This is a genomic window from Roseinatronobacter sp., assembly GCF_051859525.1.
Classification (GTDB): Bacteria; Pseudomonadota; Alphaproteobacteria; order Rhodobacterales; family Rhodobacteraceae; genus Roseinatronobacter.
Window position 1 is genome coordinate 36,533 of record NZ_JBHYFM010000009.1, and the last position, 13,268, is coordinate 49,800.

The 13,268-nt window shown below is 61.5% G+C and carries 18 protein-coding genes; 11 read left to right on the forward strand and 7 right to left on the reverse strand.

The features are described 5' to 3' along the window. Positions 1 to 66: 66 nt before the first annotated feature. From ACTIE1_RS09305 to ACTIE1_RS09315, 3 genes are all read right to left on the reverse strand, one after another. Positions 67 to 402: a carboxymuconolactone decarboxylase family protein gene (locus tag ACTIE1_RS09305; RefSeq protein ID WP_439562795.1), complete on the reverse strand. Its 336-nt coding sequence runs from the start codon at positions 400 to 402 to the stop codon at positions 67 to 69. Between the two features lie 94 nt (positions 403 to 496). Beyond that, entirely contained in the window at positions 497 to 1,156 is a 660-nt protein-coding gene (locus ACTIE1_RS09310; protein ID WP_439562796.1) for a ChrR family anti-sigma-E factor, read from the reverse strand. 17 nt (positions 1,157 to 1,173) lie between these two features. Beyond that, entirely contained in the window at positions 1,174 to 1,734 is a 561-nt protein-coding gene (locus tag ACTIE1_RS09315; protein WP_439562822.1) for a sigma-70 family RNA polymerase sigma factor, read from the reverse strand. A gap of 223 nt (positions 1,735 to 1,957) precedes the next feature. On the opposite strand from ACTIE1_RS09315, the gene ACTIE1_RS09320 reads away from it, so the two are divergent. The 6 genes from ACTIE1_RS09320 (at position 1,958) to ACTIE1_RS09345 (ending at position 7,054) form a co-directional block, all read left to right on the forward strand. Continuing rightward, positions 1,958 to 3,256 (forward strand): NAD(P)/FAD-dependent oxidoreductase, encoded by a 1,299-nt coding sequence (locus tag ACTIE1_RS09320; protein WP_439562797.1) that lies wholly within the window; start codon positions 1,958 to 1,960, stop codon positions 3,254 to 3,256. After that, positions 3,253 to 4,026: a DUF1365 domain-containing protein gene (locus ACTIE1_RS09325; RefSeq protein WP_439562798.1), complete on the forward strand. Its 774-nt coding sequence runs from the start codon at positions 3,253 to 3,255 to the stop codon at positions 4,024 to 4,026. The genes ACTIE1_RS09320 and ACTIE1_RS09325 overlap by 4 nt, the downstream gene beginning before the upstream one ends. Further along, the gene (locus ACTIE1_RS09330; RefSeq protein ID WP_439562799.1) at positions 4,023 to 5,291 is read left to right on the forward strand and encodes an MFS transporter; all 1,269 of its coding nucleotides are present in this window, start codon (positions 4,023 to 4,025) and stop codon (positions 5,289 to 5,291) included. Before ACTIE1_RS09325 ends, ACTIE1_RS09330 begins: the two co-directional genes overlap by 4 nt. Positions 5,292 to 5,293: 2 nt before the next feature. Continuing rightward, complete coding sequence (locus ACTIE1_RS09335; RefSeq protein WP_439562800.1) at positions 5,294 to 5,854, forward strand: DUF3833 domain-containing protein; 561 nt, start codon at positions 5,294 to 5,296, stop codon at positions 5,852 to 5,854. Then, positions 5,851 to 6,594 (forward strand): SDR family NAD(P)-dependent oxidoreductase, encoded by a 744-nt coding sequence (locus ACTIE1_RS09340; RefSeq protein ID WP_439562801.1) that lies wholly within the window; start codon positions 5,851 to 5,853, stop codon positions 6,592 to 6,594. The genes ACTIE1_RS09335 and ACTIE1_RS09340 overlap by 4 nt, the downstream gene beginning before the upstream one ends. A 130-nt stretch (positions 6,595 to 6,724) precedes the next feature. Continuing rightward, positions 6,725 to 7,054: a DUF3775 domain-containing protein gene (locus ACTIE1_RS09345; RefSeq protein WP_439562802.1), complete on the forward strand. Its 330-nt coding sequence runs from the start codon at positions 6,725 to 6,727 to the stop codon at positions 7,052 to 7,054. A gap of 30 nt (positions 7,055 to 7,084) precedes the next feature. On the opposite strand, the gene ACTIE1_RS09350 is transcribed toward ACTIE1_RS09345, so the two are convergent. Beyond that, positions 7,085 to 7,594 (reverse strand): holin family protein, encoded by a 510-nt coding sequence (locus ACTIE1_RS09350; RefSeq protein WP_439562803.1) that lies wholly within the window; start codon positions 7,592 to 7,594, stop codon positions 7,085 to 7,087. Between the two features lie 300 nt (positions 7,595 to 7,894). Next, a complete protein-coding gene (locus ACTIE1_RS09355) occupies positions 7,895 to 8,494 on the reverse strand; it encodes a holin-associated N-acetylmuramidase (protein WP_439562804.1) in 600 nt (199 codons plus the stop codon). A 163-nt stretch (positions 8,495 to 8,657) separates the two neighbouring features. On the opposite strand from ACTIE1_RS09355, the gene ribB reads away from it, so the two are divergent. Genes ribB through aat form a run of 4 tightly spaced genes read left to right on the forward strand, consistent with a single transcriptional unit; the run spans position 8,658 to position 11,466 of the window. Beyond that, positions 8,658 to 9,785 carry a 3,4-dihydroxy-2-butanone-4-phosphate synthase gene (gene ribB, locus ACTIE1_RS09360; RefSeq protein WP_439562805.1) on the forward strand — a complete coding sequence of 376 codons (1,128 nt, stop codon included), beginning with the start codon at positions 8,658 to 8,660 and terminating at the stop codon, positions 9,783 to 9,785. Position 9,786: 1 nt separating this feature from the next. Continuing rightward, positions 9,787 to 10,335 (forward strand): 6,7-dimethyl-8-ribityllumazine synthase, encoded by a 549-nt coding sequence (locus ACTIE1_RS09365; protein WP_439562806.1) that lies wholly within the window; start codon positions 9,787 to 9,789, stop codon positions 10,333 to 10,335. A gap of 2 nt (positions 10,336 to 10,337) precedes the next feature. Further along, positions 10,338 to 10,820 carry a transcription antitermination factor NusB gene (gene nusB, locus ACTIE1_RS09370; RefSeq protein ID WP_439562807.1) on the forward strand — a complete coding sequence of 161 codons (483 nt, stop codon included), beginning with the start codon at positions 10,338 to 10,340 and terminating at the stop codon, positions 10,818 to 10,820. A 7-nt stretch (positions 10,821 to 10,827) separates the two neighbouring features. After that, positions 10,828 to 11,466, forward strand: coding sequence for a leucyl/phenylalanyl-tRNA--protein transferase (gene aat / locus ACTIE1_RS09375; protein WP_439562823.1), 639 nt, complete (start codon positions 10,828 to 10,830; stop codon positions 11,464 to 11,466). Here aat and ACTIE1_RS09380 read toward each other — a convergent pair. Both ACTIE1_RS09380 and ACTIE1_RS09385 read right to left on the reverse strand, forming a co-directional pair. Further along, the gene (locus ACTIE1_RS09380) at positions 11,430 to 11,822 is read right to left on the reverse strand and encodes a DUF2155 domain-containing protein (RefSeq protein WP_439562808.1); all 393 of its coding nucleotides are present in this window, start codon (positions 11,820 to 11,822) and stop codon (positions 11,430 to 11,432) included. The genes aat and ACTIE1_RS09380 overlap by 37 nt on opposite strands. 188 nt (positions 11,823 to 12,010) lie before the next feature. Next, on the reverse strand, positions 12,011 to 12,385 hold the full coding sequence (locus tag ACTIE1_RS09385) for an NADH:ubiquinone oxidoreductase subunit NDUFA12 (protein ID WP_439562809.1): 375 nt from the start codon (positions 12,383 to 12,385) through the stop codon (positions 12,011 to 12,013). A gap of 185 nt (positions 12,386 to 12,570) precedes the next feature. On the opposite strand from ACTIE1_RS09385, the gene msrB reads away from it, so the two are divergent. Beyond that, the gene (gene msrB / locus ACTIE1_RS09390) at positions 12,571 to 13,014 is read left to right on the forward strand and encodes a peptide-methionine (R)-S-oxide reductase MsrB (RefSeq protein WP_439562810.1); all 444 of its coding nucleotides are present in this window, start codon (positions 12,571 to 12,573) and stop codon (positions 13,012 to 13,014) included. Positions 13,015 to 13,268: the final 254 nt, after the last annotated feature.

Consider the following 13,268-nt stretch of genomic DNA (forward strand, 5'->3'; position numbering starts at 1 on the left):
CCTGCCCGCAGGGCAGGGGGTGACATATGACCTTGCGGCGCAGCCGCACAATAAGATCAGGCCGGTTCAACCCGCCAGCTGGTCCCAGCAGTCCAGGGCCTTGCCCGCATACATCACCGCAGGCCCGCCCCCCATCTGGATGCACATGCCCAACACATCGGCCAGTTCCTCGCGGGTGGCCCCCGCCTTTGCCAGCGCTTCGACGTGAAAGGCGATGCACGGCTCGCACCGCACCGCAACCGCAATGCCAAGGGCCACGAATTCCTTTTCCTTCACGCCCAGTGTGCCGCTTGTCTTGGCGGCCATCGACAAGGCGCCAAACCCTTTCATCGTGTCCGGAATGGCCTTGGCAAGGGTGCGGGATTTGTCGCGTGTCTCGGCGATAAAAGCGGGGTAGTCCATATTCCACCTCATATATGATGTTGTGAATATGAACTGCCACAGCCGTCTTTGCGCGGCGTTGATCCAGATCAAGCCGCGCAACTGCCGGTCTGGCTCAGATCCTGAAAAACGGTTGCGCCAGTCGTGGCAGCAATGCACGGAACTTCAACGGCGCATCTGTGGCTGCCAGACATATACAATCCGCGCCCGCTTCGGCCACAGGGGTGTGTTCCATATCCTGATCTGCAATCTCGATATCGCCGCGCGCAAACCGGTCTGTCTCGTCCACGAAGGCCCCGTGCAGCACCAGTGTCAACTCCAACCCGCGATGCCCGTGATCGGGCACGGCCGTGCCTGCGGGAATATGCAGCAATCTTGCGCTGGCATCGCGCGATGTGGGCAAAATCGCCTGCCGGACGCCACCGCCGATATTGCGCCATTGCACCTGATCCAGACCACCGCCGACATATTCGCGCAAGGGCGCGGGCAGCACTGCGTCGCGTGGTGCGGTGTTGCGCGGTGTGCTGTGGCCGGCCGCTTGTGCCGGTCCCTGCCTGATCTTGTCCAATGTTGCCGTCAGCGCATCAGGTGACATGGTGGCGGGCGCGACATGCTGGTCCAGAACAGCCCCACCCACTGTGTCGAACCCGGCCAGCCGTGCGCGGCATTCATCGCAAAGCGAGATATGTGTCGCCACAACCAGATTAAACGCCTCTGGCAGGCTGCCGGCCGAATAGGCCATCAACAATTTGTCGCTTATGTGGTGTCTGATCATTGTCGTGCCGTTTCTTTTCAAGTCATGGAATGGCGCAGCCGTTCCAGTGCCAATCTTATGCGGGATTTGATGGTGCCAAGCGGCAATCCCGTCTGATCCGCGATTTCGTTATGGGACAGGTCCCCGAAATACGCGCTTTCGATCATCTTCCGTTGTTTTTCCGGCAGGGCATTCATGGCCTGCGCCAGCTTGTCTGTTTCCTGCTGCAAGGCCAGTACGTCCAACTGGTCGGGTTCTGCATCCGGCCCCCATGGCAGGTCTTCGGGTTCGGGGCGGCGGTCGCGGCGCAACATATCGATGCGCCGGTTCCGCGCGATTGTGAATATCCAGGTTGCCGCACTGGCCCGTGTCGGGTCGAATTGCCCCGCCTTGTGCCAGACTGTGGCCATGACGTCTTGCGCGCATTCCTCGGCAGTGGTGGGGTCTGCGCCCGATTTCATCAAGAACGCCTTCACGCGCGGCGCGAAATGTTCAAACAGCTTGGTGAATGCCTGCGCGTCCTGTGTGTCTGCCACGCGCTTGACCAGTTCCGCCCAAACAATTTTATCCGTGTTGTCCAATCTAACCTGTCCCGCCATCCTGTCCAACATTCCGCCATGCGCGCCGATGTGAACGGGCGTGCCTTGCGCAAGTTGCGTGATTGTATCGTCACAGGTCTGATCAAACATGCCAGTGTTACGGCTGCAAGAGGGTGGCAGATCAAAAAACATGTCATGAGGGACAGAAGTTTTTTTGCAGTGATCTGCCCATGTGGTCCCTGCGTAGAAGATAAAAGCCAGAAAAATACCGGAGTGCCAGTTAATGCCGTTCGAAATGCTAGATGTCCCTGCCCGTCGTATTGCCGTAATCGGGGGGGGGATCTCGGGGTTGGGGGCGGCCTATCTGCTGGCGCAGCGTCACCGCGTCACCTTGTTCGAGTCGGAGCCGCGCCTTGGCGGGCATGCACGCACTGTGCTGGCGGGCAAGACGGGCGCGCAGCCCGTCGATACCGGCTTTATCGTGTTCAACTACACGAATTATCCCAATCTGGCCAATGTGTTCGAACGCCTTGATGTGCCGGTCGCGCCCTCGAATATGAGTTTTGGTGTGTCGTTTGATGCGGGCCGTTTTGAATACAGCCTGTCGGGCATTGACGAAGTGTTCGCCACACGCCGCAATATCGCGGACCCGCGATACTGGCGCATGATGCGCGATATCTTGCATTTCAACAAACACGCGCCGCGCGTGGCTGTCAGTGATCCTGCGCTAAGTATCGGGGGGCTTCTGGACCGGCTGGGCACGGGGAACTGGTTCCGCGACAGGTATCTGTTGCCATTCTCCGGCGCGATCTGGTCCACGCCAACGCGCAAAATTCTGGACTTCCCCGCGCAGGCGATGATGCGTTTCTTCAGCAATCATGCCCTTTTGGGGTATGAGGGGCAGCATCAATGGTACACGGTCAAGGGCGGATCGATCGAATATGTGCGCCGGTTAAGCGACCATCTGGAACGTGTGGGTGTGCGGTTGCGCCCAGCCACGCCTGTGCAATCGGTCACCCGCGGGCCGCTTGGGGTGCAGGTCAAGGCGCATGGTATGGAGGCCGAGGAATTTGACGAAATCGTCTTTGCAACCCATTCCGATGTGACCTTGCGCCTGCTGGCCGATCCGTCCGCGGCCGAGGCCGCAGCCCTTGGCGCAGTGCGCTATCAAAGCAATGATGCGATTTTGCACAGTGATCCTGCCGTTATGCCCAAGCGGCGCAAATGCTGGTCCAGCTGGGTCTATACCGAACGCGGCCCTGCGGATCGTGAGCGTATTTCCCTAAGCTACTGGATGAATTCGCTGCAACCCATCCCGCATGATGACCCCATGTTCGTGACCCTGAATGCAAACCACCCCGTGCGCGAGGAATGCATTTACGACACCTATAGTTTTGACCACCCCGTCTATGATGCGGGCGCATTGCAGGCCCAAAGCGATATTCGCGCGTTCAACGGCACCAATCGCACATGGTTTTGCGGTGCATGGATGCGCAATGGCTTTCACGAGGACGGGTTTGCAAGTGCCGTCGATGTGGCGCGCGCGATGAACGGGGCCGCGCAACAGGTGGCGGCGCAATGACAGGCATTGACCATATCGCGGGGCGCACCTTTCACGGGCGGCGGGGGCCGGTTGACAACCGGTTCAGCTATGGCGTCGATTATGTGCTGTTCGACGCCGAAAAGCCGCTGCGCCTGCCGCGTCTGCTGGTGCGCAACCGTGCCGGTCTGGTGTCCCTGCGCGACCGCGACCATGGCGGCGCGCCGGGGCAGGGAACAGGGGCTGCGTGGGTGCGGCAGGTTCTGGCGGCACATGGTCTGGACAGCGTGGCAGGGGGCGCGCTGTTGTTGCTGACACAGCCGCGCATTCTGGGCCATTTGTTCAACCCTGTCAGTTTCTGGCTGTGCCATGACCCTGCGGGCGGGCTGCGCGCGGTCATAGCTGAAGTGAACAACACCTATGGCGACCGGCATTCCTACTTGTGTGTCAAACCGGACCAGTCTGTCATCACGGCGCAAGATGAACTTGGCGCGCAGAAGATATTCCATGTCTCGCCGTTCCAGCCGGTGGCGGGGCAATATGCCTTCCGCTTCGACATCTCGGATGACAAGGTCAATATCCGCATTTCCTACACCCAGAATGACGAAGCCAGGGGCGCAGGTCTGGTGGCGACCTTGACAGGGCCGCGCGCGCCGCTGACATCGCGCCGTTTGCTGGCGGCGATGCTGCGGCGGCCCTTCGGGTCGCGCAGGGTGCTGGCGCTGATCCATTGGCAGGCAGTCAAACTGTGGTGGCGCGGTGCGCCGTTTCGCGCGCGCCCCGAACCGCCCGCATCCGAGGTCAGCCAATGACGACCGCAAGCGCCGCGACACAACAGCCCCTATCCCCCGCGCTGTGGGGCTATGCCGTGTTTGGCGGGCTGCTGGCCATGGCGGGACTGCCGATCTATATACACGCACCGAAATTCTATGTTGATGAATATGCCGTGTCGCTGGCGGCGCTGGGTACAGTCCTGTTTGTGTTGCGGGGGCTGGATTTCGTGCAGGATCCGGCGCTGGGCTGGCTGGCCGGACGGCTGCGCCATGCGCGCGCGCAGGCTGTGGGGATTGCCGGTGTCCTGATGGCCCTTGCAATGCTGGCGCTGTTTGCCATTCCGCCGGCCTTTTCGCCAATGCTGTGGTTCGCGTTGTCGTTGACGGTGCTGTTCTCGACCTATTCGTTCCTGACGATCTGCTTTTATGCCACGGGCACAGCGCGCGGGACAGAATTGGGCGCGGGCGGGCATGTGCGGCTGGCAGGCTGGCGCGAGACGGGCGCACTTCTGGGGGTGTGTCTGGCGGCTGCGGCACCTGTGGCCCTTGCGGGCGTTCTGGCGCAACCGTTCACGGGGTTTGCACTGGGTTTTGCGATGATGGCGGGGCTTGCGCTTTGGGCGATGCGGTCCGAATGGGGGCGGCTGGCCGCACCCCAGCGCGTTGACGCGCCCGTCTTGCGCTTGCGCGAGATTGCGGCGGACCGCATCGCGCGGCGCTTGTTGCTGGTCGCGCTGGTCAATGCGTTGCCGGTGGCCGTAACCTCGACCCTGTTTTTGTTCTATGCCGAAACGGTGCTTCAGGCGGATGGCTGGGAAGGGCCGCTGCTAATCCTGCTGTTCCTGTCCGCGGCCGCATCCGCGCCGCTATGGGCGCGGCTGGCGCGGCGGATCGGGGCAAAAACGGCGCTGGTTTCAGGCATGGCGCTGGCGGCCACAAGTTTCGTGTTTGTGCTGATGCTTGGCCCCGGTGACATTGCATTATTTGCGCTGATCTGTGTCCTGTCGGGGGCGGGTATTGGCGCTGATTTGACGCTGCTGCCCGCCATTTTCGCGTCGCGCATGGCGGAATTGTCGCCCGATGCGGCGCAGGGGTTCGGCCTGTGGGCCTTCGTCACCAAGGCCACATTGGCGATTGCGGCGGTGATCGTCTTTCCTGTGCTGGATCTTAGCGGCTTTGCCGCCGGACCCGAAAACCCCGACAGCGCGATTTTGGCGCTGGTGCTGCTATATGCTGCGCTGCCTTCGGTATTGAAACTTCTGGCAATAGTGCTGCTGGCACTGACGCCCCTGACGGAGAAATGACCATGACCACCTTGCTGACTGTGCTGACAGGAATGGCCCTGATGCTGGCGCTTCTTGCGCTGATGCAGCGCTTGCGCGGGTTCGGGGCGCAAAAGCCGTCGGATTATGCGGGGTTGGAGCCGCGCATCGACATTCGCCAGCACCTGTCCGGCCCGATCCGCTGCGAAGGGGTGATTTACGGCCCCTTGGGGCGTGTCACATCGCGGTTCACGGCGAATATGGAAGGGCGCTGGGATGGCAATCGCGGCGTCCTGTCCGAACATTTCACCTATGATAGCGGCACCAAACAGGACCGCGAATGGCGGCTGACGCTGGGAAATGACGGCGCGATCAAGGCCGAAGCCGATGACCTGACACGCACCGGTCAGGGCCAGCAGGAAGGATCGGCCGTGTGCCTGAATTACACCATTCGCCTGCCGGAAAGTGCGGGCGGGCATGCGTTGCAAGTCACGGACTGGATGTATCTGGTCGATGACAAGACAATCATCAACCGCAGCCAGTTCCGGAAATTCGGAATCAAGGTGGCCGAACTGGTCGCCACGATGCGCAAGATCGACGCATGAGGGGGCTTTCCGGCAAAACCTACTGGCTGGTCGGCGCATCCGAGGGGCTGGGCCGTGCGCTGGCGCAGCAATTGTCCCTTGCGGGCTGTTCGCTGGTGCTGTCGGGGCGCAATGCCGATACATTGCAGACCCTTGCTGCGGAATTGCCCAATGAGGCGCGTGTCGTAACATGCGATGTGGCCGACAGGGCATCTGTTCTGGTGGCGGCGCGCGAAGCAGGGCCTGTGGACGGGCTGGTGTGGCTGGCAGGGGTTTACTGGCCTTTTGCCGCGCAGAACTGGGACGCCGAGAAGGCAGAGGCGATGTTCGACGTAAACCTGACAGGGGCCGCGCGGGTTCTGGGGCAGGTGGTGCCGAATATGGTGGCGCGCGAACAGGGCCATATCGTGATTGTCGGGTCGCTGTCGGGGTATCGTGGCTTGCCGGGGTCCATCGGGTATAGTTCCAGCAAGGCGGGGCTGATGCATCTGGCCGAATCGATGCATGCGGATCTGCGCGGCACTGGTGTGGATGTGCAGCTTGCCATTCCGGGGTTCATCCGCACGCGGTTGACAGACAAGAACGATTTCAACATGCCCTTTCTGATGGAGCCTGAACAGGCGGCATCGGAAATCATGGCACTGATGCGCGGGCACAAATTCCAGCGCGCCTTTCCGCGTGTGTTCTCATGGCTGTTTCGTGGCGCGAACTTTCTGCCCGATTGGGCCTATTACAGGGTATTTGGCGGCAAATCCGGATGACGCCCGCCTTCGGCCACATCTGGCCCGTCCCCCTTCGCGACCTGTTCGCCAGCACGATGCAAGACGCGAAATCTGTTGCAAGCCAGCGCCCTTTGCGCGACACTTGGCGCGTTGGCAACAGGAGGACGGCATGCTTGCAATCAGCCCGCGCAAGGTTGTTCACATCATCTATCTGGCCCGCGAAGGCGCTGTGGGCGAGGCACAGGTGCATGCCTTCATGGATGCGCTGAACGACGATGAGAAGGCCAGTCTGACCGCCGTTGCGTGGGTCGGACGCGGCGCGTTCGAGCCGGAGGATTACGCCGAAGCTGTCGCAACCGCCATTACCGAAGCCACCACGCCTACGGCAGATTATCTGCTTGGCATGCCACATCTGGCTGAAAACCTTGAAAACGGGCTGGAAGAACTTGGCATCGACGTCACCGGCGAGGAAGAGGATTTCCTGAAACAAGGCTCCTGACAAGCCTTCTGACTGGGGGGGGCGCAGGGCTTAGTCCGTGCGCTGTTGCCATTCCGCAAGGGCGGGGTTTTGCGGCGCATCTTGCGTTTGGGGCTGCGCGACAGGCGTTTGTGTAATCTCCGTTCGTGGTGGCATTCTGGTGCAGCGCAGATGGTGCGCCTCTCGTGCGCCGAAGTAGAAGGCCACAACCGCCCCCAATAACCACCACAAGGGGTCAGGCACCGCAGACAAGGCCAGCATGCGCAGGCCAAAACCGTCAGGGTCTGCCATGGCATAGACGAACAACCCCAATGTGCCAAGCGCCAGAAGCGGGCGGGGCAGGCGGTTCAGCCCGTTCACTGCCGAATCAAACCAGCCTCCGCGCCCGAACTGGAATTCCGCGCTGTGGCTGGCATGGGCGGCCTTGTAGGCATCATGGCCCAGTTCCATCGCGCGGGTGGCATTGGGGCGGAAAACTTCGGCGACGGATGTGACGGTCTGCCCCAATGCGCGGGCTTCGCGGGCACCGCCAAACAGCAGGCCGAACAGGGATCGGATCATGGGATTGGTCCTTTTGCAGGGTTCGGGGTGGAAAGACGGGCAAGGGGGAAGGGGAGGGCATGGCCTGTTGCGGCCATTGGGTATTGCCCCAAAGTGCGGAATCAAGGCCGCAGGCCGCCGCACCATCGGCGGGCCGTCCCGCGGCCTGCCGATTACCCTGATGGCAGGCCAAGCCTTGTAAGTCGAAATATGCCGCCAGCATAAAGTGAACTTCTATGACGTCGGATCGGCAGACCCCGGCCCACCGATAGCGCGGGCTTTATCCAAGTGCGACGGACCGCAACAGGCCAATGCCTGCCACTACCCCCATCCCCGCACCCGTTCACGGTGCTGCGCGTCCGTCAGGTGGAAGCGTGCGCTGATGAATTCCTCGGCGCGGGTGATCCAGCCGCCCTTGCCGCCATCGCGCCTGCGGGCGAATTTGCGGCTGGCGGGGCGTTGGTCGGCAATGCGGTAATAATAATCGCGCCGCGCAATCCCGTAGGCATCGACCAGATGCGACGGTGCCATATCATAGGCACGGTGCGTGGCTGCAATGGTTTGCGGGCCGATCACGCCGTCTGTGGCCACATCCAGCCCCATTTGCACCAGCAGGCGTTGCAGGATGCGCACAGCATTCGCGCCTGCATTCACATACATGTCAAACACCGTGGCCCATAGCGGTTCGGGCAACTCGGTAATGCGGGGGCGGGTGAAATAATGGTCCACATAAATATCGATCGCCTGTTCGCGGGTCAGGGCGCGCACATCGTCCACAGTGACCTGCGCGCCCGGCCGCAGGCGGCGCAGCGTATGGATAGTGACGCCGAAATTTGTGGCCCCGCCGGGATCATCGGGGTCATTGACGAAGCCGCCTTCGCGGGCGACGATTTCCGCAGCAAGGGTCCGGACAGTTTTCATGGGGCACCTGTTTCATCTTGTCGGGATGTGCCAATGTGCCAGCAAGGGACAAATATCCGGCTACCACGGCGTGCGTTGCGTGGCGTTCCCGTGATCCTTTGCCCCTTTTCCCGCCGCCTGCTTTGGGCTATCTGGCCAGATGTAGAATGAAGGATAGCCCGCCATGACCTATGAAACCCCCGGCGAGGTCGAGCAGAACTGGCGTGATGCCATCTCGACCATCGAAGAGATCATCAACGAGGCCCGCAATGGCCGCATGTTCATTCTTGTGGACCATGAGGACCGCGAGAATGAAGGGGATCTGGTAATCCCTGCGCAGATGGCCACGCCAGAGGTGATCAATTTCATGGCGACCCATGGCAAGGGGCTGATCTGCCTGACCCTGCCGGGGGAACGGATCGACCAGTTGGGCCTGCCGCTGATGGCGTCCAGCAATTCATCGCGCCATGAAACCGCCTTCACTGTGTCCATTGAGGCGCGCGAAGGTGTGTCCACGGGCATTTCGGCCTATGACCGTGCGCGCACGGTTGCGGTTGCGATTGACGCTGACAAGGGCGCGGCCGATATCGCCACGCCCGGCCATGTCTTTCCGCTGCGTGCGCGCGATGGCGGCGTGTTGGTGCGTGCGGGCCATACCGAAGCTGCGGTCGATATTTCCCGCCTTGCGGGGCTGAACCCGTCCGGCGTGATCTGCGAAGTTATGAAAGAAGATGGCGAAATGGCGCGCCTGCCCGACCTTGTGGGTTTCGCGCAGAAACACGGCCTGAAAATCGGCACGATTTCGGACCTGATTGCCTATCGCAGGCGGCATGACAACCTTGTGCGGGTCATGCAGGAAGAAAAGATCACCTCGGAATTCGGGGGCGAATGGGTGATGCGGGTGTATTCCGACACGACGCAAGGGGCCGAACATGTCGTGCTGATCAAGGGCGATATCACAACGCCTGACCCCGTTCTGGTGCGCATGCATGCGTTTGACCCCCTGCTGGATATGGTCGGCACAGGCGGCACGGGGCGCGCGGATGAATTCGCAGATGCCATGCGCCTGATCGCGCAAGAAGGGCGCGGCGTGCTGGTGCTGCTGCGCGACACGCATATGAAAATGACCGCGTCCGACAGTTCGCCGCAAACATTGCGTCAATACGGGCTGGGGGCGCAGATCCTGTCATCACTGGGGTTGCATGACCTGATCCTGTTGACCAATTCTGCAACGCCGCGCGTGGTGGGGCTGGACGGCTATGGCCTGTCCATTACCGGCACGCGCAAGATACCTTCTGTGAAAGGCGCCTGATATGGCCGGACATGAAACCCATTACACGCTGCCCCGCCCAGAATTCGACCGCGCGCCGAAACTGCTGATTGTTGTGTCCCCCTATTACAAGGACATCACCGACCAGATGCTGGCCGGTGCCCGCGCCGAGATAGAGGCCGCAGGCGGCAGCCATGACACCATTGAGGTGCCGGGCGCGCTGGAAGTGCCCACGGCCATCGGGCAGGCGTTCCGCATGTCGAATTTCGACGGGTTCGTGGCGCTGGGCTGTGTTATTCGCGGGGAAACCACGCATTATGACACTGTGTGCAATGACAGTTCGCGCGCGATTACCCTTCTGGGCTTGCAGGGGGCCTGCATTGGCAATGGTATCCTGACGGTTGAGAACCGCGCGCAGGCACAGGTCCGCGCCGAGGCCGCGGGCCAGAACAAGGGCGGCGGTGCCGCAGCGGCGGCGTTGCACCTGATCGCGCTTGCGCGGCGCTGGGGGGGCGCGAAACGGTCCGTGGGCTTCCTGCCCGAACGCACGGAATTCGACATTGCGGGCGGTAACGGAACACCGGTAGCGTGAACATGGAACAGAACAAGAAATCCCCGACAGTCGAAGAAAAGCGCGCCCTGCGCGGCGCCGCACGGTTTTATGCCGTTCAGGCCCTGTTCCAGATGGAGGCATCGGATCGCGGCGTCAGCGAGACCCTGCGCGAATTCGAGGCGCACCGCATCGGGGCCGAAACCGAGGATGAAACCTGGGCCGAGGCCGACATCAATTTCTTTCGCCGGCTGGTCGATGCCGCTGTTGAACGACAGGGCGCGATTGACCAGATGACCGACCGTGCCCTTGTGGCAAAATGGCCCATCGCGCGGATTGACCCGACCTTGCGCGCCTTGTTCCGTGCGGCAGGGGCGGAATTCCTGACGGCGCAAACGCCGGTGCGGGTGGTGATCAGCGAATTCGTGGCCCTTGCAGGTGCGTTTTTCCCCGAAAGCCGCGAACAGAAATTCGTGAATGCCGTGCTGGACCATATGGCCCATGAGGCCCGCGCGGCCGAATTCTGACGCGGCCATGCAGCCGCGACTGACCGCCGATATATTGCTTCAGGCGTACCGGCAGGGCGTTTTCCCCATGGCCGAAAGCCGCGATGATGACGCGCTGTACTGGTTTGACCCCGTGGCGCGCGGGGTCATGCCGCTGGACGGGTTCCATATGTCGCGCTCGCTGGCGCGGTGCATCCGGACAACCCCGTTTCAGGTAACGCTGAACCATGATTTCGCGGGCGTGATGGCGGGCTGTGCCGCCCGCGAAACCACATGGATCAATGCCGAAATCACCCGCCTGTTCAACGACCTGCACCGCGCGGGCCACGGCCATTCACTGGAAATCTGGGAAGGGGCGGACCTGGTCGGCGGGGTTTACGGTGTGGCCCTTGGCGGGGCGTTTTGCGGGGAAAGCATGTTTTCGCGCCGCAAGGATGCGTCGAAAATCGCGCTGGCCTATCTGGTCACGCATCTGCGAAACTGCGGTTTCGTGTTGTTTGATACACAATATCTGAACGACCATCTGGCCAGTCTGGGCGGGGTCGAGATCTCGCGTGCGACCTATCGCCGGACCCTGTCGAAGGCCCTGAAACTGAACGCGGATATTCTGGGCCAGCCGCTGCCTGATCCCTATGATGTCTTGCAGTTAAGGACCCAAAGGTCATAGCGCGCATGATCCAGCGCGTTCAGCGCGGGGCTTGACGCGACCATCCAGCCGGAAAACAGCATTTCATCCGCGCGGGTGTCATAGACATCGATCCAGGCAAATGCCTCTCCGGCGGGGTTGTCGGCGGGGTAGCGGCATTCCTTGACCATGGCGATCAGGTGACCGATCCGCGCGTCATTGGACTGGTCAACCTCAAAATCGACACTGGTTCCCGCCACACGGTCCAGCCCGCGTATGATCGCGCCATCAGCGCGCATGAAATGTTCGCTCGCGCCCGGAATGGCGATGCCTTGCGCAAGTGCTGCGGGGGCAAAAAAGGCTGAAACCAGAAAAAATGTAACTGCGCTGCGCACCATGCTGGCCGATCCGTATGAAACCGTCTGTTGCGCTGGGTTATGCACGATACGCGCCCCGAAATCCAGCGCTGCGCAGTCATCTTTGCTTGATCAACGCCGTGATGCCGGCCCGCGCCGTGCCCGCTGGCGTTGCGCCCGCTGGACCATACGCATCAGGCGCAAAACCAGTGAGACAAGGCGCAAACCGTTCATTCCGGCGTCCATGCCTCGTAATCCGTGCGGGGCTGCGGGTTCTGCCGCCGGATTGACCCTTTTGGCGCATAGGCCAGCGCCGTGCCGGTCAGGTTTTCCTGATGCGGTTTTTCCCAGTCCTTGCGCTGCAACGGGCGTTCGCTGGGCAATTCGTCCCATGTGTGATGCAACCAGCCATGCCAGTCGGGGGAAATGCGGCTGGCCTCGGATTCGCCGTTATAGATGACCCAGCGTTTCTTGCTGTCGCGGGAACGGTAGAAGACATTTCCCTGATCATCCTCGCCGACCTTAACCCCCTGACGCCAGGTGAAAAAAGCTGTGTTCAGCGTCGAGTAGTTCCACCAGGTCACGAAGCGAAGCAGGAATTTCATGTCACACCCATAGTCATTTGCCGCATGGCGTTGCGCCCTTATGCACCAGCGGTGCGGGGAAATCCAGTGCCAAGCGTCACAGGATACGGGGGCGCGGTTGCGTCCTGTTACAAGTGGCGTGAAACGCATGGAAACCGCGCGGATTGCACTTATATCCTGCCCATGATCCGCAACAGGAGGTGCTGATGCCCCGCTTTGAACGCCGCCCCGAAATCATAGATGCGCTGACGCCTGAACAGTATCGCGTGACACAGCAAAACGGCACAGAGCGCCCTTGGTCCGGCGAGTATAATGACAATAAACGCGCCGGCATTTACGTCGATATCGTGTCGGGGGAGCCGCTTTTTGCGTCGGCCGACAAATACGAATCGGGCTGCGGCTGGCCCAGTTTTACCAAGCCCCTTGTCCCTGCCCATATCGCTGAATTGCATGATACCAGCCATGGTATGACCCGCGTAGAAGTGCGCTCCACCCATGGCGACAGCCATCTGGGCCATGTGTTCCCCGATGGGCCCCCCGATCGTGGTGGTTTGCGCTACTGCATCAATTCCGCATCGCTGCGTTTCATCCCCAAAGAGGAGATGGAGGCCGAAGGATACGGCGAGTATCTGGATCAGGTTGACGGCTAGGCGCGGGGATCGCGTCGGGGGTAGACCGCGTGCTTGCGGGTGGGTCTGGCCTGTTGCGGACCTTCGCGTTTGGATAAAGCCCGCGCCATCGGTGGGCCGGGGTCTGCCGATCCGACGCTCAAGGAACGCACTTTATGCTGGCGGCATACTCCGTCTTTCAAGGCTGGCCTGCCATCAGCGTAATCGGCAGGCCGCGGGACGGCCCACCGATGGCGCGGCGGGCTGCGCCCTTGATTCCGCGCCTTGGGCATTCC